Source organism: Rhodococcus sp. SBT000017 (assembly GCF_003688915.1).
GTDB lineage: Bacteria > Actinomycetota > Actinomycetes > Mycobacteriales > Mycobacteriaceae > Rhodococcoides.
On record NZ_REFU01000001.1, the window covers coordinates 2,140,802 to 2,159,310 of the forward strand.

Genomic DNA, 18,509 nt, shown 5'->3' on the forward strand with positions numbered 1-18,509 from the left:
CCGTTCCTGACGTGAATCTGTCGGGGTGGCTACCCGCGTGGCAGGATTGCAAACATGACTGCCTCGGCAACCATCTACCACAATCCCCGGTGCAACACCTCTCGTACGGTCCTCAAAGCGATCGAGGAAACCGGTGTGGTGCCGCGGGTGATTCGATACCTCGAGTCGCCTCCCACCGAGGACGAGCTGCGCGCGCTCCTTGCCGACGCCGGCCTCGAACCGCGTCAGGCCATTCGAGCTCGCGAGAGCATCTACAAGGAACTGGGGCTGGCAGGCGCGGACGCCGACACGCTGATCGCGGCGATGGTCCAGCACCCGATACTCATCGAGCGCCCGATCGTGGTGACCGACAAGGGCACCGTGCTCGCTCGCCCGGCCGACAAGGTACAGACCGTGCTGTAGAGCGCTACAACCTCTCGCGCGACACCGGGCACGACATGCAGCGGGGGCCGCCCCGCCCCGAACCCAGTTCCGATCCGGAGATCCGCAGCACCTCGATGCCCGACGCCTCCAGCCGTGCATTCGTTTCGACGTTGCGCTCATACGCGACGACGACTCCCGGCGCAATGGCGAGCGTGTTGTTGCCGTCGTCCCATTGTTCGCGCTCGGCGGTGACGTGATCGAGTCCGGTATCGATCAACCGCAGCTTGCCGATGCCCATCGCATCGGCGGCCGCCTCGAGGAAGGGGTCACCGCCCCGGATGGTGACCCCTGCATCTTCGCGGTGAATGGTGAACGCGGACAACGTGTTCTGAATCGCCGGGTACATCACCACCGCGTCGGTATCGACCATGGTGCACACCGTGTCCAGATGCATGGACGCGCGCTCCTGCGCGATCGGCACCACCAGCACACTGTGCGCCAAATCGTCCTCGAACAGGCTGCGCGCCAACGCTTCTGCGCCTGCGGGCGTGGTGCGCTCGCCAACTCCGACTGCCACCACCCCCGGAGCGAGCAGCAGCACGTCGCCGCCTTCGACCGGAGCGGTCCGCGACTCGTACGCGCGCCGCACGCCGCGAAACATCGGATGGAATGCATAGATCAGATCGGTCAGCGACGTCTCCCGCACACGGGCAGGCAGCGCCAGCGAGGTGATCGCCACTCGGTCGTCTATCCAGAACGACGAGTCGCGGGTGAACAACAGGTTCGGCAGCGGGTCGATGACGAAGTCCCCACCGTGATGCATTCGCCGAACCAGCGATGCCCCGCTCGGTTGCGGCTCCCCCGTCTCCGCTTCGAGCAATTCGTCGAAAGTCATTCCCGCCATGAGGATCTGCGCCAATTCGGCCGCCGGCACACCTCGTAGATGTTGGGCGAGGTCCTCGGCGAGCGACCGGCCGAGCCGTCGGGCATCGACGGCGGCGGAGATACCTTGCATTCGCGCTGCGCCGCTGACCGTCATGGCCTCGGTGAGAAGTTCGCCGAGAAGCAGCACGGTGACCCCTCGACCTCGCAGGAGATCGGCGAACGCGTCGTGCTCGTCCTGTGCGCGATCGACCCACGGCAGACCGTCGAACAGCAGCTGATCGTTGTTGCGCGGTGTGAGGCGTCGAAGCTCACCTCCCGGCCGGTGCAGCATGACGGTGCGCAGCACCCCTACCTCGGAGTCGGCACCCAACGGGCCCGCAACCGCATCGACACTCATGAACGAACGGTAATCCCATTCGCCGGCCGCCGCTGGGATCAGGACCTGAAGTATTGTCGAGGTCGTGCCGATGCCCGAGTGGAACGTCCGAGAACTGACTCCCGGCCAGCTGTCCGAGCGCAGCGGAGTTGCGGTCTCGGCCTTGCACTTCTACGAGAAACAGGGGCTGATCAGCAGTCGCCGAACCTCGGGAAACCAGCGCAGATTTCATCGCGAAACTCTGCGCCGGGTTGCCTTCATCCGGATCTCGCAGAAGGTCGGGATCCCACTGGCGAACATCCGGCAGGCGTTGAGCGAACTACCGGACGAGCGGACTCCGACGCGCGAGGACTGGGCCAGGCTCTCGACGCAGTGGCATCGCGAACTCGACTCTCGGATAGAGCAATTGATCCGGCTTCGGGACAACTTGACCGGGTGCATCGGGTGCGGTTGCCTGTCGCTGGCCGGCTGCGCATTGGTCAACCCACACGACGAACTGTCCTATTCGGGGCCCGGTGCGCGCACGCTGGACGTCGATTTCGACGAACCCTCGACTCGACGCGGCACGAGCAGCTTGGAGAACTGATCGTTCGCCTTCTGCAGTACGAATTCGTAGGGCGGGGCGAATTTTCTGGCGACCCAGTACCCGAACCGGATGTCGTTGGAGGAGTAGACGAGGTACTTGCGCTTGGCAATTCCGGCGAGAATGGCGTCGGCGACAACCGAGGGTTCCACGGCACGCTTCTCGAACCGGTGTTGCAGCTTCTGTACGCGCGGATCGTCACGATCGACGCCGGCGATCTGAAGCGTCTGCACCAGCCCGGTCTTGACGCCACCGGGTACCACCAGGCTGACGCCGATTCCGTGGCGCTTGAGGTCGTACTTGAGCACCTCGGAGACTCCGCGCAGACCGTACTTGCTGGCGCTGTAGGCAGCGTGCCACGGAAGGGGAATCAATCCGGCGGCGGACGAGACGTTGACCAGATGGCCACCCCGTCCGGCGTCGATCATCGGAGGTAGGAACTTCTCGATGATGTGAATAGGCCCCATCAGATTGACGTCGACCATCGACTTCCAGTGCCGGTGTTCGAGATTCTCGACGGTTCCCCATGCGGAGATTCCGGCAACGTTCATCACGACGTCCAGGCTGCCGAACTCGGCGTGAATGTCGTCCGCGAACGCGGTGACGGCCTCGAAATCGGACACATCGAAGGGCAACGAGTGACTGACGGTACCGCCCGCGCGACCGACCAGGTCCACCGTCTCCGCCAAACCGGTGCCGTTGATATCGGTCAGGAAGAGTTCCGCTCCCACTCCTGCAGCAGCGATGGCCGTTGCCCGACCGATTCCGCTGCCTGCTCCAGTGATCAACGTCTTCTTACCGCGCAGATCGTATGTAGCCATCGAAGCTTGTAACCCCCACCGGTTGCCACGTGTCAGTTCGATTTCGACCCTACGCGGTGACGACCGGGAGGGTTGTCACAATCTTTGCGACATCTCGTCTCGGTAGTCGGCGATGGTGCGCTCGATTCGCGCAGCATCGTCGTCGGCACCCTGTTTACGTGCGTCGTCCGCACGCTGCTGCAGGGTGCCGATCGCTTTCCGGAGCTCGTTGTCCGACATCCGCGGACGGTGCACAGTGTGTTCCATGTCACACAGTGTGCCCGGCAACCGGGTGCGCGGCAAGCACCCCGAGATCACGGAATTTCTCAGACTGTGACAGATGCCGACGTGATGCTCTCGCGCACGAAACTGGACAGACTACGAGCCGCGAATTCGCGGAAGTAGGCAAGTTTGTCAGCGGGCACGAGGGACGGAAGGACTGTGTTCCAGACCTTCTCCATGCGCGAGGGGGCATCCTCCAGACGGGACTGCGCCTCGGACACCATCAGAACTCCGGCGAGCATCTCGCACACCAGCAGCGCAGCGTTGCCTGCATCCAGATGGTCGGCGACGTCCCCGTGCTCGATTGCCCGCTCGAAGAGATGCTCGAAGATGTTTCCCCAGGTACCGAACACACTGCCGCGGGCGGTGTCGGATCCGTCGATCTCCATCTGCAACCGGTACATGACGCGCACCAGGGGATCCGATGCGGCGAGCTCGAGTACCGAATACGAGATTCCGATGACGGACTCGAGAGCCGGGCTACGACTGTCGACCAGGCCGGCGCACGCGGTGGACACGCGATCATGTCCCTCGTCGACGATCGCACGCGCCAGTTCTTCCTTGGACGCGAAGTGGAAGTACAACGCACCCTTGGTCACACCGGACTGCGCTGACACCTGACTCAGCGTGGCATTCGCATGCCCCACCTCGAGGAAGAGATCTGCTGCAGCGCGCAGCGCGGCCGCTCGTGTTGCTTCTGCTCTCAGTTGTCTCACCATGTTGGAACACCCCTGCTCTGTCGACCTTGCATGACATCGACGCTCTGTATCCGCTGCCTACCCGTAGTCCGATCGAGGTGAACGTGGAATTCACTTCGCCATATCGGGCTGCCAGCGCTCGACAATAGTAACCGGTTCGGTGGCGATTTTGTGATTCGAAAGTGACAATTGCATGAAGAACAGCTCGTTTACAAAACGATTGAAATGAAAAGTTCCACTTCTCCGGTATTCGTAACGACTTCGACTTCCTCTTTGTAGGCGCGAAATATCGATCCGGACATAACGCACTCTTCGACCTGAGCCCACACGTCCTCGATCGGATCCGCCAATGCTCCGGTGGGCGTGAATACCGCGAACACTCCGGTCGGTACCGACACGAAGACATCCCCCACCGCGACGTCGCCGGGCGCGTCCACCGAGACGGCGACCACCGCGTTGACCGTACCGTGGGGGTCCGGAACGTACACCGTGCACACCTGGTGCGCGTCGATATGCTTCTCGCGCAGACGATCTCGCAGGAATCGCATCCATTCGCTGCCGCTCGATTCCGCGCCGGGCTCCACTCGCGGTGCCACCAACCCACTGAACAGCTCTGCACTGCGCGCCGTCACCCGGAAGGTCATCACGAACCGCCGGGCGCGGTGATCGCCAGATAGAGGTCGATCTTGTACGCGTGGGGATAGCACTCGTAGTCGCCGGTGAACGATCGCACTATCTCGCCCTGCTCTTCGGCATGATCGATCTGGTTCCACAATCGGGTGAGAACGTCGGGGAAATACCCCACCGCAGAAAACCGTGCGTATTTCGCCGCGGGCACTTTTGCCACCAGATGTCCGCGCGCAACTCGATCGAGCGAAGAACACTGATAACCGACTACCTGCGTATTGTACGAGCCGATACCGGGGGCGAAGTCGGTATAAATGGACGCGAGCGGACCCGAGGTCTCCTGATTGAGAACTGCGGACCACGCTTGATCGAGAGCCGGGTCGTCGAGGCGGCCGAGCGCCCGTTTGGGGCTGCGAACGGGAAGACCCGCGACCCACGTTTCAGCGAGGTCGACGATCTCGAACGACATTCACACTCCGTAGAGAAGTTGCAGGGGCAGATCCTGTGCTCGGAACCGGTCCGTTCACAATATCGCCCGTCAATCTACCGGCGCGACTGGTAGGTGGATCGTCAATCGATCAACCGTACTTCGCACCCGTTTCGATCGCCGCAACAGCTGTCGTCGACGGTTTCTCCGGAGACCCGGAGGCCGCATCGGTTACCTCGTCCCACCCTGTCCCGTCGACCGGACGCGCTCGATTCCGCAGGCAATTTCGGCCGTGCCTGCACCTACCGAAGAACCGATACAGGAAACCGGTACGGATCGACGGTCCCCGCGCAGAGCGCGGTCCTACATTCCCCCAACTGCGAATCGGGCACAGAACAATGTCGAACGATTCACTCTCCGCGCGTTGCTGCAGCGTAACTCTGGTCGCGAATACCGGACAGCTCACGCACAGAGGTAGTGCCCGCTCCGGAGTGCGAGACCGGAAGAATTCGAGATTCGCACGACGACAGAATTCGCGTCAGGGGCCAATGCATCGTGTGCAGAACCAGGTCCGAAATCAGCAATCTGCGCAGCCAACCGCCGGCCAGCCCATGATGGGCCCACGTGCGATACGAACTCTGGACGTAGTGCCGGTACTCGAGGGGTGGCGTCAGCAAACGACGTCCGGACACCTCGACGCGCATCGGCTCGATCTGCGCGATCCGCAGACCGACCTTGTCGATACACAGAGACAGATCGATGTCCTCGTGTAGATCGGTACGCAGACTCGTGCGAGCGCGAACCGCTTCCCACGCGGATCTGCGGATAGCGAAATTGTTGCCCGAAGCGGCGGAAACCCAACGCTCAGAGGGCCTTTTCCGTACGGAACGGTCGACGAACGCCCGGTACGGTCGCGCCCACGGGGAGTCGTAGAGGTAGATCGGCCCGGTGACTGCGACATAGTCGAGGCGGCGCTCGAAGAAGTCGAGCACCGAGTCGACCCAGCCGGCCTCGATGCGGGTATCGGCGTCGATGCGGCCGATGACCGATCCGCGAGCGTGATCGAAACCGGCGTTGCGGGCGTGCACGACGCCGCGCTCGGACTCTCGCAGCAGAACCACCTGCGGAAAACGCCGCGCGTATTCGGTGACGATGGCCGCGGTGTCGTCGGTCGAATTGTTGTCGACGACAATTATCTCGTGAATGTGTTCGCGCTGAACGAGCAAAGCGTCCAGGCATTCGCCTATGTGAGCCGACTCGTCGAACGCAGGCACAACAATGGAAAGAGTATTCACAACGCCAACCCCTGACACATTTTTGGCAATCGTGTAGCCCGACATCCTTACACGGTGAATGCATTCGATTCCGAGCCGCTGACGTTGACGATGCTACATCATTACTTCAAGAAAAGAACCCGTCGAATTATTCGGACTTTATGGTTCAGAATTCGGAATTCGGCGGAAGTATCAATCTCTGCATTGCCTCCCGATCACAAAAATCGGCCTTCTCCCCGATCCACTGCTCCGCTGCGGGAAGGTCGTTCAACTCTCGGCGGCGGCGCGCCGGAGAGCCGACGTACACACCGTCCGGTTCGCAGTCTCCCGTCACCAGCGAGTTCGCCCCGATGATGCATCCGGCACCGATGTGTACGCCCGGCATCACCACCACGCCGGACCCGATCCACACTCCTGGGCCGATCACCACCGACTCTCCCCGCAATTCGCCTGCTCGCTGACGCGACGGTCCGGTCTCGTGAGTACTGGTGAGAATGCGGACGTGATCGGCGATGAAGACATGATCACCGATCACGATGTCGGCAACGGTGTCGAAGTAGCAGCCGAAATTCACGAACACACCGGTGCCCAGCCGAATCGATGCCCGCCCTTGAATCATGGAACCGCCGTACATCAGGCACGGACCGGTTGTCCGCAGCCCCGCAGGCCGCAGGACGGACGCGCGCAGCACGGCAGGCAAGAACGGCGCATTCGCCAACGAGACGACAGTGGCCTGACGCATCTGCACAAGGGCCCAGCGGACGTCCGACGGGTTACGCATCCAGTCGCGGATACGCGAGCCGGCCGTCACGCGGCGGCTCGCATCCGTTCGTCGGACTCGGCACGATCGTCGACGGGCAATGCCCGGCACGGCACTGCTGCGAACAGTCGCGAGATCGGCCACCGCAGCGTGTGCATCAGCCAGTCCATGGCCACGATGCGACCGAGCTTGCGCGACGCGAGACCGTGCTCCTGGTACGAGCGATAGCCCGCCAACGCATAGTGGACGTATTTCACCGGCGATGTCGTCGCGCGCCTACCGGACACCGAGGCCTTCATCCAACCGTTCTGAGCGACGGGCAAATGCTCGGCGGCCAGGCACAGGCACAGGTCGATGTCTTCGTGGACGCAGGTTCGCTCACTGACCGCGCCGCGAACCGTGCGCCAGGCGGATGCGCGAATCGCGAAGTTGTTGCCCGATACCGCCAGGGCCGCCCGCACCGACGGCTCACGTCGTTCGGCGCGCGAATGCATCCACGCCAGGGGTCGAGCCCAGGGTGATTCGTACAGGAACGTCCGGCCACCCGTGGCAGCGACGGAAGCATGCTCGTCGAAGAAATCGACGATCGAGCGCGCCCACCCGGGCCGAACACGGGTATCGGCGTCGATTCGACCGATGATCGACGAGTCCACCAGGTCGAATCCGGTATTGCGAGCATGGACAACGCCGCGATTGGGCTCGTGCACCAACACGACCTTGTTCGTCACCGTGCGGACGTTGTTCACCAGCTGAAGCGTTCCGTCGGTCGACCCGTTGTCCACGACGACGATGCGGTCGATATCGTCGCCCTGATCGAGCAGCAGCGTCAGGCATTCACCCAGATGATCGACCTCGTCGAGCACCGGAATTACCACACTGAGAGTGTTCATTTCGATCCCCTGACAAATTCGGACATTGAATACAGCGAAGCCACGTCTTCGAACTTACGACATGTTCCAGAAATTGCCTAAAGCTGTCCAAATTGCATATCCGCAGCTCAGCGGCCTGAACAATTCTTCGAGTTGGCTCGCGGCGTTCCAAGCATTCGAATCGAAGGTTTCGCACGGCAATTCTGCAATTCGAGTTCATCGACGCGCGTCTTCGAAAGACGAATCCCGAACCGACGACCTATTTCCGTCGATATAAATCCGTGTGGAATTCACTTCGCGGTAACGTTCGTCTCCGCCGTCGCCGGACAACGAAAAAACCGCCACTCGTGTGAGTGACGGTTTCCGATTGGCCTCCTCAGGGTCACACTGGAAGCGGGCAACCCTGACGATCCCCGGAGCAACTCCGGCCGCGGTTCGCGGATCGACCGCCCGACATGCGCCAACACATGTGACGCCGTCTCGCCCAAAGCACTGCACGAGCGCAGCCGATGCCTCGGCACCAGCCTCAGGCTGGTAATCCCCTGCGTACACGCCGAACTTGTCTCCACCGGGGCTTACCCTCACACGATGGGTATTTCGTCGTCAGTGCTGCGCTATCAGCGCCTGCACAAGGAGGCACCGGAGTGGTCCATGCTTCGCGCCCGAACCGCAGCCCTGATCGTCGCCGTGGTCCAGGACTACTTCCCGCCCGAGCGACGTGTTCGCCCGGCGGCCGAGGTAATTGCAGAGCTCGACGAAGATCTGGTGCAGCTCCGCGAGGCCACTCCGGAGTTCGAGTCGACCGCCGCGGCATACGTCTCCGGTTGGGTGGGTGCCGGCTATCTCATTCGTCGCCCAGGCGAGACACGTGGTACCGAAACGCTCACACCGTCGGCGGCCGCCCTGAACGCAGCGGGCATAGTGAGCGGAGTCGAATCGCCTCAACGCGCCGCGTCGGCATCACGGCTGGGCTCAATCGCTTCGAACCTGATCGCCCTCCAGCGTGACTCGGACCCCAATTCTGCAACCCGCCTCGCTTTGCTGAACGCTGAACGGGACGCGATCGATCTGCGCATCGCCGAGGTGCAGACTGGCAGTTTCACGGTGCTGGACCCGGACGATGCCAAGGAACGCGTTGCCGAAACACTGAGCCTGGCGCGGGAGGTGCCCGTGGATTTCGCTCGGGTGCGATCAACAATAGAGGAACTCAGCCGAAAGCTACGCGCTAAGATCCTGGACGACTCGGCCGACGGTGGAGCGACTTTGGGCAATGTGTTCCGTGGCGTCGACTTGCTTGCCGAATCTGAAGCCGGGCGCTCCGTGAACGGCTTCTACGACGTGATACTCGATGCCGAGCAATCTACCCGCCTACAGGAGGCGATCGCCGCGATCTTGTCCCGTGATTTCGCCGAGGATCTCCCGCAACAGGAACGGACGGACCTCAGAACGCTGCTCTCGCGTCTGGAAGATGAAGCCGCCACCGTGCGTCAGACCATGCTCCTGCTGTCGAGGTCGCTTCGTCACTTCGTGCTTTCTCGCCAGTACGAGGAGCATCGGCGGTTACGTCAACTGATCCAGCGATGCCAGTCACTGGCCGTTCAGGTCAGTGCCCACCACCGCCCTGAAAAGCCAGTGAGCTTGGACCTTACCCGCATAGGCATGCAGATCCGCTCGATCACCGCGCTCAAATTGCACAACCCCGGCGAGGGCCGGGTGCCAACGGAGTTCGAGCGGCACGATACCGGCGCAGTCGACTTCGCCGAGCTCGCCGCACAGGCGCGCGAATCCGACATCGACTTCGACGAACTCCGCGGCAATGTCATCGCAACGCTGCACCATGCTGATGGGCCGGTCACCGTCGCGCAGGTGCTCGATGCGTATCCCGCTACGCAAGGCCTGGCCAGCATTGTGGGGCTGATGGTCTTGGGTGCCGAACATGGTGACACCACCGTCGAGCACACCGAACGCGTTACTTTGGAGCGACGCACTGTCACTCTTCCCGAAATCACCTTCCGGCAAGGCGATTTCGAGGACAGTCGATGAACCCCGAAGAGACCTTTCCATTCGAAGCCAAACGTGCGCTCGTCCAATTGCTACGCGGCCCGGTGGTCACGCACGGTATCCACAAGCAACAGTGGTCGGCAATTCTGGCCCACCGCAATGAGATTGAACGCCGGTTGGCCGACGTGTTTTTGACCTTGGTCCTCGATGAGGACGACGGCATCGCGTTCACCCGACCCCAATCCACCCCAGACGATCCCAAACTCGCTCCGCCACAGGTCCTTCGCACTGAGACCCTGACCTTTATGGACACCCTGGTTCTGCTCACCCTGCGATACCAACTACTAGTGGCCTCACCTGGTCAGCGCGTCATCGTGGAGTACAACGACATCGCGGCGGACATGGATCCGTACCGCGGCCGCTACACCACCGATGACGCCGGTTTTCGGAAGCGGATCAACGCATCATGGGAGAAAATGAAGAACTATTCGCTGGTCTCGGCCGCCGACACACCCGGCCGATTCGAGGTGTCTCCGGTGCTCAGACAGTTGTTCGACGCCGAGGAGGTCGCCCTTGTCGAAGCCGAATACCGCCGCCTACTCGAGGGCCGCGACGGTCTGCAGAACGAGAACACCGATGGGTGAGGACCTGCTGCGTCACGGCCAACACCGACTCGCCCGCGTGCAGCTGTTCAACTGGGGTACTTATGACGGCTACCACGACCTGCCCGTCGCCCGGCGAGGTTTCCTCATCACAGGCCCTTCAGGATCGGGCAAATCCACGCTGCTCGACGCGATCTCCGCAGTTCTCGTGCCACCGACGAAGCTCAGTTTCAATGCCGCCGCGCAGGGCCGCGGCCGCACTGTGCCGTCCTACGTTCGGGGTGCATACGCACGTGGATCGGACGCGGATACACGCGAGCTGCGGGCCCGCTACCTGCGGGAGGGAGCCACCTGGAGCGCAGTCGGACTCACGATGACCACCGCAGGACCCGGTGATGTCGACACAGTCACGACGTTGGTGGCGCTGTTCCATTTAAGACGCGGCAGCAACGACCTTGGCGAGTCAGGCCGTGCCTTCCTGCTGTTCGACCACCACCTGGACATCACTGAACTACGACAAGTAGTGACCGAAGGCATCAACGTCCGAGCGCTGAAGAAATGCTGGCCAGATGCGCTCTACAACAAGAGCTACCCGCAATTCGGGCAGCGGTTGCGCGCGCGCTTGGGCATCGCCGATGAGAACGCCCAGCTGTTGTTGCATCGCGCCATGTCAGCTAAGGGGCTCGACAGCCTCGACCGGCTGTTCCGTGATTACATGCTGGACGAGCCGGAGACTTTTGCGGAAGCGCGGCGTGCGGTGGAGTTCTTCGCCGACCTGGACGAGGCGCACCGCAGAGTGGTGCAGACACGCGAGCAAATCACTACGCTCACACCGCTCGAGGAATTGACCACCACTCGAGACCACGCCAATCGGGATACCCGTGAGCTCGGCGAGGAACAGGCCGCCCTTGACGGGCTGGCCGCGTACTTCGAGCTCGACCTTGCGCGCGGCTGGCACACCGATGCCGATGCGGCACACGCCAACGCGGCTACCCGTGAAAGGCAGTCCCATGCCGCGCATAAGCACGCCGCGGCTGCCCTCAAGGATGCCGAGCGCGCCCGCGACGGGAATCAGTCCCTGCGCGAACTCACCGACGCCCTCGGCCACGCCGCTGAGCGGGTTGAGCGAGTCGTGACACAGCGCAACCGGTTGGACGTCGCGTTGCTCCCCTGGGGTGCGACGGTGCCTGACACTGCCGATGAGTTCGCAACCATCCAGTCCCAGATTGCCAGTGAAACAGCGGAATTGGTAGCAAAGGCCGCTGAGCACGACGCAGCGGACGGCGCCCTGATGCTGGCATCGGCTCGCGCCGAGGAGGGTGTCACCGAGCTGAAACAGCAGATCGCCGCACTGGCGAAAGTGAAGTCGAACATCGACCCCAAGCTGTTGGATGCACGAGCGCTGATCATGCAGGCGACTGGCCTGCCGGCGCGTTCACTGCCGTTTGCGGGCGAGCTCATCGATGTCACCGACCCCAGCTGGGAGGGCGCAGCCGAGAGGGTGCTCGGCGGACTGGGCCGGACTCTACTGGTAGCCGGCGAGCACGCCGATGACGTGGCGTCCGCCGTCGACGCCGCCCACCTCGGTACCCGGCTGGTGTGGCGGCGGGTCGATCTGCACCGCACACACCGTGTGCAGGCCGTCGATAGCGAATCGATCGTCAGTGTGCTCAGGATCGCCGAATCGCCGTGGCAGCTCTGGCTGCACTACGAGCTCACCTCCCGATTCGATTACCGCCGGGTCGACGATGCCCGAGACCTCGGCAAGCACCAGCGTGCGGTCAGCCGCGCCGGCCAGACCCGCAATGGCGACCGCCACATCAAGGATGACCGGGGTGCAATCGGCGACCGCCGCAACTACGTGCTCGGCACCAGCAATGACACCAAGCTCCAGGCGTTGCGCGACGGATTACGCAGCGCGGAATCCGTCGCCGTCTCCGCTCGCCAGAGCGCCACGGCGGCAGGTTCGGAATCCAGGAATCGCCGGGACCGTATTGTGTCGGCCCCCAGCATTGCGCCGATACAGTGGGACGAGCTCGACCTGCGGAGTGCCGAGGATCATCGCCTGGATATCGCCGAACGTCTCGCGGCATTGCGTGGTGATGCGGAAATCGACCGATTGGAGGCAGCAGTCGTTTCGGCACGCGATTCGTCGATTGATGCCGAAAACGCATACCTTCACGCGCGCGACGCACTGCGCTCTGCGCAAGAACATGCCGACCAGGTCGTGGCGCGGATCGATAAGTTACGCGAGGTAGCGGCCGAACTGCGAATCCATCGGATGAACTGACTGCTCGATATCGCGCCCGGTTCGACGACGGCCGGCGGGCCTCCCTGCGGATAGGGGCTTCCAGTCCGCAGAAAGGGCTGTGGCGAAGCAGGTTCAAGCCGCCCATTCAATGGCGGTGAAGGAGCTGATGAAAGCACAGCACGACATCGAAACTGTGCTGCGGCAGTACCTGAATCAGTGGGCACATCCCGAACTTGCCGTCGCACACGGTTATGGTGATGATGCCGTGGCTTTCCTACGCCGGCTGCGCGCGGACGACCTGCCGAGCGTGGAGAATCGGTTCTTCGAGCTCAATGATCGGCAATCGAACCAGAACCTGGGCACGTTGGCGATGCGGATTCGCCGTGCCCCCGGTGAGATCCGGAGACGAATCGATGAGGTCAATTCCTCACTGGAGCGTTCGGAATTCGACCGCGGCCGCTTCTTGACGATCGATGTTCGAGACTCCCAGCACCCCGACGTGACCGAATTCCTCGCGTCCATCGCACGCATGCAGGACCGGTCGCTGCTCGCCGATAACAGAGCGGCCCAGGAACAGCGTTTCCAGCGGATACGCGAGCTGCTGGCTCGGCTCGGCTCATCGGATCCCAGTGACGTCGCCTGGCGTACTCGCTGCCTCGACACCCGTCGCCATGTCACGTTCGTAGGCGTCGAGGTCGATACTGAAGGGAGGGCGGTTAATCACCATGACTCTTCGGACGCCCTGTCCGGCGGGCAGGCCCAAAAACTGGTGTTCTTCTGCCTCGCCGCGGCACTTCGGTACCAGTTGGTCGGACCTGACGGCGATCTGCCAAGTTACGGCACAGTCATTCTCGACGAGGCATTCGACCGATCCGACCCCGAGTACACACGCCGGGCGGCAGGCGTATTCGACCAGTTCGGTTTTCACCTCGTTCTCGCCACACCTCTGAAGATGATCCGAACCCTTCAAGAGTATGTCGGCGGAGTTGCCACCGTCTCGATCCGAGATTCGAAGGCGTCCCGACTAGGAGTTGCCTCGATCAGCGAAGCCGCCGATGGCTGACCCTCCGAAACTAGTGCTGCCAAACGATGTCGTGGAAAGGGCGCGACGGAGCCTGGACCGAAATCTCAAGTCCTGGCTATTCGGTGCTGCCGCCTCACCGCTGACGGTGCGACTCGGCAGCCCCAGCGAGGCACTCGTCGCCGCATACCACTCGACAGTCGAAGCGTGGGTACGGGCATGGCAGAGTTCTTACCTCGAGATCCGTTGGGAGGAGCGGCATTGGCCCAGCCTGGGTCGGCAACTGCTGCCGGTGTCGGTGACACTGGGTGGGGCTGAAGCGATCGCCGCCACAGCCGGTGCCACTGAGCGTTGGCGAACTGTCAATATGCGGCTGGCTAGGTTACGTGCCCTCGACGACCGGCCACCATGGACCGATGCGCTGCCTGTCTCCTTCCGGCACTGGAACTCGTTGACTGACGCCGACTTCGATCGACTCATGGCCATACTCAACTGGTTGCGGCAGAACCCGGCCTCCGGGCTGTTGATTCGACAGTTGCCCATTCCTGGCGTCGACACCAAATGGCTCGGCACCCACCGGGCAGCCGTGACATCGCTCGCCGTCCCGCTCGGCATACCCGAGCACCTGGGCTTGCGGGAGCGCGAGCTGCTGCGTGCGATCGCAATCCTCGATCCCACGCTGCGCCAGGGACTTCCACGCCTGGTGGCGGCATCCGACCGAGAGCTGTCGGCTCTGAATTTGGCACCGCCGCGGGTTCTCGTCGTCGAAAACCTGCAGACGCTTGAAGCACTGGCGGACCTACCCGATACCATCGCCGTGTTCGGGTGGGGCGGCCATGCGCTGGCGGTTGCCGACTTCCCATGGGTGCGTAACGCTCAAAACGTGCTCTATTGGGGCGATCTGGACACCGACGGTTTCGCCATCTTGGCCCGCTTCCGAGGGAGACGTTCCTGCGAGAGCCTGCTCATGGACCTCGCCACCTTGGCAGGCTGGCGTGATCTCGCGGTGCCACACCCAGCCGTCGAACCGGTGGACGCCGCTCTGTTGACCGCCGGTGAACTCGCGGCGCTGACACTGCTACGAAGTGAGGGGCTGAGACTGGAGCAGGAACGAATCCCGATGGACGTCGTCGCAAACCAGATACGAGACCGGCCATTGCCGTCTTGTGCGCCCACTACAGACGCATAGTTCGGATTAGGCAGCCACACGCCCGTGATCGCTGGTCTTCATCGTTCTGGTTTTGGTAGTACTTCCGATCCCGCATACCGTGCAACGCCGCCCACCCAGGAATGTGCTGCGGACGTGTCCGATACCTAGCCTCCCGCTACGGTGATTTGCGACACAAATTGAATTGATCGCTTTGACCCGGGTGTACATACACCAAGGCCCTCTGACCTGCACATACATCGATAGTGTGTACGGTACGCTTTTATTATGACAAGCGTACACGTTGCACTGGCTAATCATGGGTGGTAAAGGAAGCGGTCGACCAGCTCGGTCTGACATCTACCTGACCCTGGACACTCAAATTGAGGAGTTGTGGCTTCGGCTGGGCGGCTTGCCGACCCCCGACGAAGCAGCAGACATCTGGGACGACATCTGGACAGCGGAAGCACACCACTCGACTGCTATCGAGGGCAACACCCTCGTGATCAAGCAGGTCGAACAGCTCCTCAAGGAAGGACGTGCAGTCGGCGGCAAAGCGCTCAAAGAGTACAACGAGGTAAAAGGGTACGCCGATGCGGCCACGTGGGTCTATCGGGAAGGCATTCAGCCTTCCAGTTTCTCACCGGGGTCAATCATCACACTTCACGAAATCCGCAACATTCACCAGCTCGTCATGCAGCCCGTGTGGGACGTCGCACCCCACCCTGATGCCGGAGGAGATGAAGGACCGGGATCATTTCGACGGCACGAGATCGCGCAGTTCTCGAGCGGTATGAAACCCCCTTCCTGGACGTTGATCGACGCCGAGATTCGCGGATGGGTCGACCGGGCAAACAAACTGAAGGCCCGGGGAGAGCAATTCCCAGAGGAGATCGCGCAGCTACACCGCGACTTCGAGTACATTCACCCATTCCTCGACGGAAACGGCAGAACTGGACGCTTGGTTCTAAATCTGTTGTTGGTTCGGTCCTATTACCCACCCGCAATCATCTACAAAGGTGACCGAAGCAAATACTTGAAGGCTTTGGCCAGGGCGGACAACGGCGATGTTGGGGCGTTGGGTGAGTTCATCGCACGGGCCATCCTCCAGAATCTTCATCAATTCATCGTCCCCGCTGTTGCGGGTCCCTCGAAGATCGTGCCCTTAGCGGCTTTGGCCAACGGTGAGGCGTCGAGCACCACCCTGCGGGTCGCGGCAAACCGAGGCAGGCTCAAGGCCCACAAGGGGCCAGATGGCCAGTGGCGGTCAAGCCGGAAGTGGGTTGATGAGTACTTGACCAGCCGTGTCAAGAGATAGAACCCCGGCACACCAGCACGTGGCGTTCGCGGTATCGATGTCAGCAACCTCGAGTGCAATGCCCATTATCTCGGAAGCGCGTCGTCAAAATCGTTGCCCGAGATATCGACCGCTATCGAGTGCGCCTCGTCCCGAGGGCAGACAGCCATCGATGCCCACTTCGTTACGTCGCGCTTGGTGCGCTTGCCCGTGTTGTCGTAGAAATCGACCCACGTCGCCGGAATCTGCTGGAAACGGAGCTTCTGGTTCTTGCACTTCGGGCACCACATCGCGAGACGAAGCGAATATGGGTACGTCCTGCCGTTCTCCTCTTTGATACCCGCCCAGCCACGGAAGAACCACCACCGCTTCGGAAGGCGAAGCACATTCCGGCGGAGAAAACGGAAAAACGACCAACCGATGATGCCAATGGCGACCGCGAGGATCGAGACGAGGAGCCACCAGTACCCCTTGGGCGTCCCACTCGTGAGGTCGACGCCATTGCCCGACACGAAGACATCGACGAGCTGCTTGATCGAGAAGCCGCCCGTGACGAACCCCGCGATCGTGATCAGGCCAGAGACGACGCCGATCAGCGCGGCCGGGGTGGGGATCCGCGTCTTCTTGGTGATGTCGAAGGTGTACCGCGGCTCCTCCGCCCTCGGCACCGAGGTAATCACGACGCCGTGGTTGTCTCCGCCAATGTTAATGCCGCCGTCTTTAGTAAGCGAGGCAGTAACGTCGCCGTCCGCCCGGATCTGCTGGTTACCGTTGCTGTTGTCGCCGATGTACTGTGCGGTCGTCACGAGAAGCTCCTGAGTAGTTCGCTGGTAGCGCTCAGCGTAGGAGCCAGCACCGACATCACGACGAACATGCATCGCCGCAGAACCACCACCTGGTGCACGAACAGGCTTCGGGCACCGCTACTGCAGAACGAAGCTCGAATCAGAGGTTTTGCCGTTTCATCGGCTATCAGCTAGGAGGGCGCGTCAGCGACGAGCTGAACCCACCGTTCGACGACATCGAGAATGCCGCGACCATCTTTCGTGCGACAACTTTGGGGTAGGGTCAGCCGGCAAGGGTGCCAAACCAAAGGGACTCCCGCTTTGCGAAAGTTCCTGGTCATGAACATAACTTCTTTGAATCCACCCTCGCCGGCATCTATTCGGTCGCCGGTTCAAGTACGGACTCTATGGTGGAGCTGAGGGGAATCGAACCCCTGACCTTCTCGATGCGAACGAGACGCGCTACCAACTGCGCCACAGCCCCTTTGCCGTCATGCCGACCGACTGGGTAACTCTAGCAAAGCCGCGTCGGACGGTGGCTACGCGCCCTGGGCTCTGCGCAAGTCCCGGTCCTCGTCACGACGTGCCTGGAACGGCTCCTCGTAGTGGTCGAGATGCTCGAATTCGGGATCCTCGTCGTCGATCTCGAGCACCACCGCACCGGGGCGACGCAGTCGTTGAGGAACGAGCTCGAGCTCGTCGTCGGTTTCCGATTCCACGCCGAGACGGGATCGGCCCATCCGAGTGAGCCGACGCCTGCGCACCTCTTCCTCGATCTGCACCTGACGACGCAGGTAGTACAGGTAGCCGACGAGAACTGCGACGGACAGTCCACACAGCCACCACACCGTCGGGGAGATGATGAAGGCCAGGGCCGCGGTGGTGATCGCCGCGAAGACCAGCCCCAGAACTGCGCGCTGTCGAAATGCATACCGCGCGGCCCGAGCAATCGCGTCGGCCTCGGGATCGAAACCGCCGCGGCCGCGACGGCGAGGGACGAAATCGTCGTCGACTACACCGGGTTCGTGCGCGGGCGAACTTGCACGCGGTGCATCCGTGTCCAGTGCCTCGCGATCGAGGTCGCTGTCTGCTGCGTGAGTGTCCATCGGGTCCTCCGCGGTACCGGGTAGATCGGGTGAGTCTGGACGAGCAGTCGCAATCGTGGGGCCGAAGATCTCGCGGGCCGGCGCGGAGACTCGCAGGTCGTCCTCCGGTCGCCAGTCGGGATCGCTGCGGTGACCGGTCGCGGGGCCGCGCTGCTTTCGCTTCGTGCCACCCCGATGCAGCACGCGCGTGGCGAGCGCAGCGTCCGTGGTCTGCATGATCTGCGGACGCTTGGTCATCAGCATGGGCAGAAGAACGAAGAGCCAGACGGCTACGAGACCGATCCAGATGATCGAGTTCGGCATCGGCGTTGTTCTCCTCCCCTTGGACGACTGCGACAGTGAAAGACGTCCTCAG

General features: G+C 62.2%; 19 protein-coding genes and 1 tRNA gene. 8 read left to right on the forward strand and 12 right to left on the reverse strand.

Going from position 1 to position 18,509, the window contains the following annotated elements; translation table 11 throughout:
- Positions 1 to 54 precede the first annotated feature (54 nt).
- A complete protein-coding gene (arsC, locus tag AYK61_RS09660; protein WP_121870639.1) occupies positions 55 to 402 on the forward strand; it encodes an arsenate reductase (glutaredoxin) in 348 nt (115 codons plus the stop codon).
- A gap of 4 nt (positions 403 to 406) precedes the next feature.
- Here the strand turns inward: arsC and AYK61_RS09665 are convergent, their stop codons facing one another.
- Entirely contained in the window at positions 407 to 1,645 is a 1,239-nt protein-coding gene (locus AYK61_RS09665; RefSeq protein ID WP_121870640.1) for an arginine deiminase, read from the reverse strand.
- Between the two features lie 64 nt (positions 1,646 to 1,709).
- On the opposite strand from AYK61_RS09665, the gene soxR reads away from it, so the two are divergent.
- A complete protein-coding gene (gene soxR / locus AYK61_RS09670) occupies positions 1,710 to 2,210 on the forward strand; it encodes a redox-sensitive transcriptional activator SoxR (protein WP_068283494.1) in 501 nt (166 codons plus the stop codon).
- Here soxR and AYK61_RS09675 read toward each other — a convergent pair.
- From AYK61_RS09675 to AYK61_RS09705, 8 genes are all read right to left on the reverse strand, one after another.
- Positions 2,126 to 3,028 (reverse strand): SDR family oxidoreductase, encoded by a 903-nt coding sequence (locus tag AYK61_RS09675; RefSeq protein WP_068049773.1) that lies wholly within the window; start codon positions 3,026 to 3,028, stop codon positions 2,126 to 2,128. The genes soxR and AYK61_RS09675 overlap by 85 nt on opposite strands.
- A 75-nt stretch (positions 3,029 to 3,103) precedes the next feature.
- Positions 3,104 to 3,274, reverse strand: coding sequence for a hypothetical protein (locus AYK61_RS27255; RefSeq protein WP_176460553.1), 171 nt, complete (start codon positions 3,272 to 3,274; stop codon positions 3,104 to 3,106).
- Positions 3,275 to 3,333: 59 nt separating this feature from the next.
- Positions 3,334 to 4,008: a ScbR family autoregulator-binding transcription factor gene (locus AYK61_RS09680; RefSeq protein WP_068049771.1), complete on the reverse strand. Its 675-nt coding sequence runs from the start codon at positions 4,006 to 4,008 to the stop codon at positions 3,334 to 3,336.
- A 188-nt stretch (positions 4,009 to 4,196) separates the two neighbouring features.
- The gene (locus AYK61_RS09685) at positions 4,197 to 4,631 is read right to left on the reverse strand and encodes a GyrI-like domain-containing protein (protein WP_183130221.1); all 435 of its coding nucleotides are present in this window, start codon (positions 4,629 to 4,631) and stop codon (positions 4,197 to 4,199) included.
- Positions 4,631 to 5,083, reverse strand: coding sequence for a GyrI-like domain-containing protein (locus AYK61_RS09690; RefSeq protein ID WP_068049769.1), 453 nt, complete (start codon positions 5,081 to 5,083; stop codon positions 4,631 to 4,633). The genes AYK61_RS09685 and AYK61_RS09690 overlap by 1 nt, the downstream gene beginning before the upstream one ends.
- 368 nt (positions 5,084 to 5,451) lie before the next feature.
- Entirely contained in the window at positions 5,452 to 6,336 is an 885-nt protein-coding gene (locus tag AYK61_RS09695) for a glycosyltransferase family A protein (RefSeq protein WP_183130222.1), read from the reverse strand.
- A gap of 145 nt (positions 6,337 to 6,481) precedes the next feature.
- Positions 6,482 to 7,126 carry an acetyltransferase gene (locus AYK61_RS09700; RefSeq protein WP_259467996.1) on the reverse strand — a complete coding sequence of 215 codons (645 nt, stop codon included), beginning with the start codon at positions 7,124 to 7,126 and terminating at the stop codon, positions 6,482 to 6,484.
- Positions 7,123 to 7,965: a glycosyltransferase family 2 protein gene (locus AYK61_RS09705; protein ID WP_121870642.1), complete on the reverse strand. Its 843-nt coding sequence runs from the start codon at positions 7,963 to 7,965 to the stop codon at positions 7,123 to 7,125. Before AYK61_RS09705 ends, AYK61_RS09700 begins: the two co-directional genes overlap by 4 nt.
- Before the next feature lie 585 nt (positions 7,966 to 8,550).
- On the opposite strand from AYK61_RS09705, the gene AYK61_RS09710 reads away from it, so the two are divergent.
- From AYK61_RS09710 to AYK61_RS09735, 6 genes are all read left to right on the forward strand, one after another.
- Positions 8,551 to 9,987, forward strand: coding sequence for a DUF3375 domain-containing protein (locus tag AYK61_RS09710; RefSeq protein WP_183130223.1), 1,437 nt, complete (start codon positions 8,551 to 8,553; stop codon positions 9,985 to 9,987).
- A complete protein-coding gene (locus AYK61_RS09715; protein WP_121870644.1) occupies positions 9,984 to 10,589 on the forward strand; it encodes a DUF4194 domain-containing protein in 606 nt (201 codons plus the stop codon). The genes AYK61_RS09710 and AYK61_RS09715 overlap by 4 nt, the downstream gene beginning before the upstream one ends.
- On the forward strand, positions 10,582 to 12,837 hold the full coding sequence (locus tag AYK61_RS09720) for an ATP-binding protein (RefSeq protein ID WP_121870645.1): 2,256 nt from the start codon (positions 10,582 to 10,584) through the stop codon (positions 12,835 to 12,837). The genes AYK61_RS09715 and AYK61_RS09720 overlap by 8 nt, the downstream gene beginning before the upstream one ends.
- A 127-nt stretch (positions 12,838 to 12,964) precedes the next feature.
- A complete protein-coding gene (locus tag AYK61_RS09725; RefSeq protein WP_259467997.1) occupies positions 12,965 to 13,861 on the forward strand; it encodes an SbcC/MukB-like Walker B domain-containing protein in 897 nt (298 codons plus the stop codon).
- Positions 13,862 to 13,892: 31 nt separating this feature from the next.
- Positions 13,893 to 15,008: a DUF3322 domain-containing protein gene (locus tag AYK61_RS09730; protein ID WP_183130224.1), complete on the forward strand. Its 1,116-nt coding sequence runs from the start codon at positions 13,893 to 13,895 to the stop codon at positions 15,006 to 15,008.
- Positions 15,009 to 15,285: 277 nt separating this feature from the next.
- Positions 15,286 to 16,284 carry a Fic family protein gene (locus tag AYK61_RS09735; protein WP_121870648.1) on the forward strand — a complete coding sequence of 333 codons (999 nt, stop codon included), beginning with the start codon at positions 15,286 to 15,288 and terminating at the stop codon, positions 16,282 to 16,284.
- A 65-nt stretch (positions 16,285 to 16,349) separates the two neighbouring features.
- Here the strand turns inward: AYK61_RS09735 and AYK61_RS09740 are convergent, their stop codons facing one another.
- The 3 genes from AYK61_RS09740 to glpR form a co-directional block, all read right to left on the reverse strand.
- On the reverse strand, positions 16,350 to 17,069 hold the full coding sequence (locus tag AYK61_RS09740) for a DUF1275 domain-containing protein (RefSeq protein ID WP_147458306.1): 720 nt from the start codon (positions 17,067 to 17,069) through the stop codon (positions 16,350 to 16,352).
- A gap of 387 nt (positions 17,070 to 17,456) precedes the next feature.
- Positions 17,457 to 17,532, reverse strand: a tRNA-Ala gene (locus AYK61_RS09745).
- A gap of 55 nt (positions 17,533 to 17,587) precedes the next feature.
- Positions 17,588 to 18,457, reverse strand: a complete 870-nt coding sequence (gene glpR / locus AYK61_RS09750) for a gephyrin-like molybdotransferase receptor GlpR (RefSeq protein WP_121870650.1) — start codon at positions 18,455 to 18,457, stop codon at positions 17,588 to 17,590.
- Between the last annotated feature and the right edge of the window lie 52 nt (positions 18,458 to 18,509).

Excerpts from the sequence above, each read along its gene's own strand:
- arsC (WP_121870639.1), top strand. The coding sequence starts at position 55 with ATGACTGCCTCGGCAACCATCTACCACAATCCCCGGTGCAACACCTCT.
- AYK61_RS09665 (WP_121870640.1), bottom strand. The coding sequence starts at position 1,645 with ATGAGTGTCGATGCGGTTGCGGGCCCGTTGGGTGCCGACTCCGAGGTA.
- AYK61_RS09675 (WP_068049773.1), bottom strand. The coding sequence starts at position 3,028 with ATGGCTACATACGATCTGCGCGGTAAGAAGACGTTGATCACTGGAGCA.
- AYK61_RS27255 (WP_176460553.1), bottom strand. The coding sequence starts at position 3,274 with ATGGAACACACTGTGCACCGTCCGCGGATGTCGGACAACGAGCTCCGG.
- AYK61_RS09680 (WP_068049771.1), bottom strand. The coding sequence starts at position 4,008 with ATGGTGAGACAACTGAGAGCAGAAGCAACACGAGCGGCCGCGCTGCGC.
- AYK61_RS09685 (WP_183130221.1), bottom strand. The coding sequence starts at position 4,631 with ATGACCTTCCGGGTGACGGCGCGCAGTGCAGAGCTGTTCAGTGGGTTG.
- AYK61_RS09690 (WP_068049769.1), bottom strand. The coding sequence starts at position 5,083 with ATGTCGTTCGAGATCGTCGACCTCGCTGAAACGTGGGTCGCGGGTCTT.
- AYK61_RS09705 (WP_121870642.1), bottom strand. The coding sequence starts at position 7,965 with ATGAACACTCTCAGTGTGGTAATTCCGGTGCTCGACGAGGTCGATCAT.
- AYK61_RS09715 (WP_121870644.1), top strand. The coding sequence starts at position 9,984 with ATGAACCCCGAAGAGACCTTTCCATTCGAAGCCAAACGTGCGCTCGTC.
- AYK61_RS09720 (WP_121870645.1), top strand. The coding sequence starts at position 10,582 with ATGGGTGAGGACCTGCTGCGTCACGGCCAACACCGACTCGCCCGCGTG.
- AYK61_RS09725 (WP_259467997.1), top strand. The coding sequence starts at position 12,965 with ATGAAAGCACAGCACGACATCGAAACTGTGCTGCGGCAGTACCTGAAT.
- AYK61_RS09735 (WP_121870648.1), top strand. The coding sequence starts at position 15,286 with ATGGGTGGTAAAGGAAGCGGTCGACCAGCTCGGTCTGACATCTACCTG.
- glpR (WP_121870650.1), bottom strand. The coding sequence starts at position 18,457 with ATGCCGAACTCGATCATCTGGATCGGTCTCGTAGCCGTCTGGCTCTTC.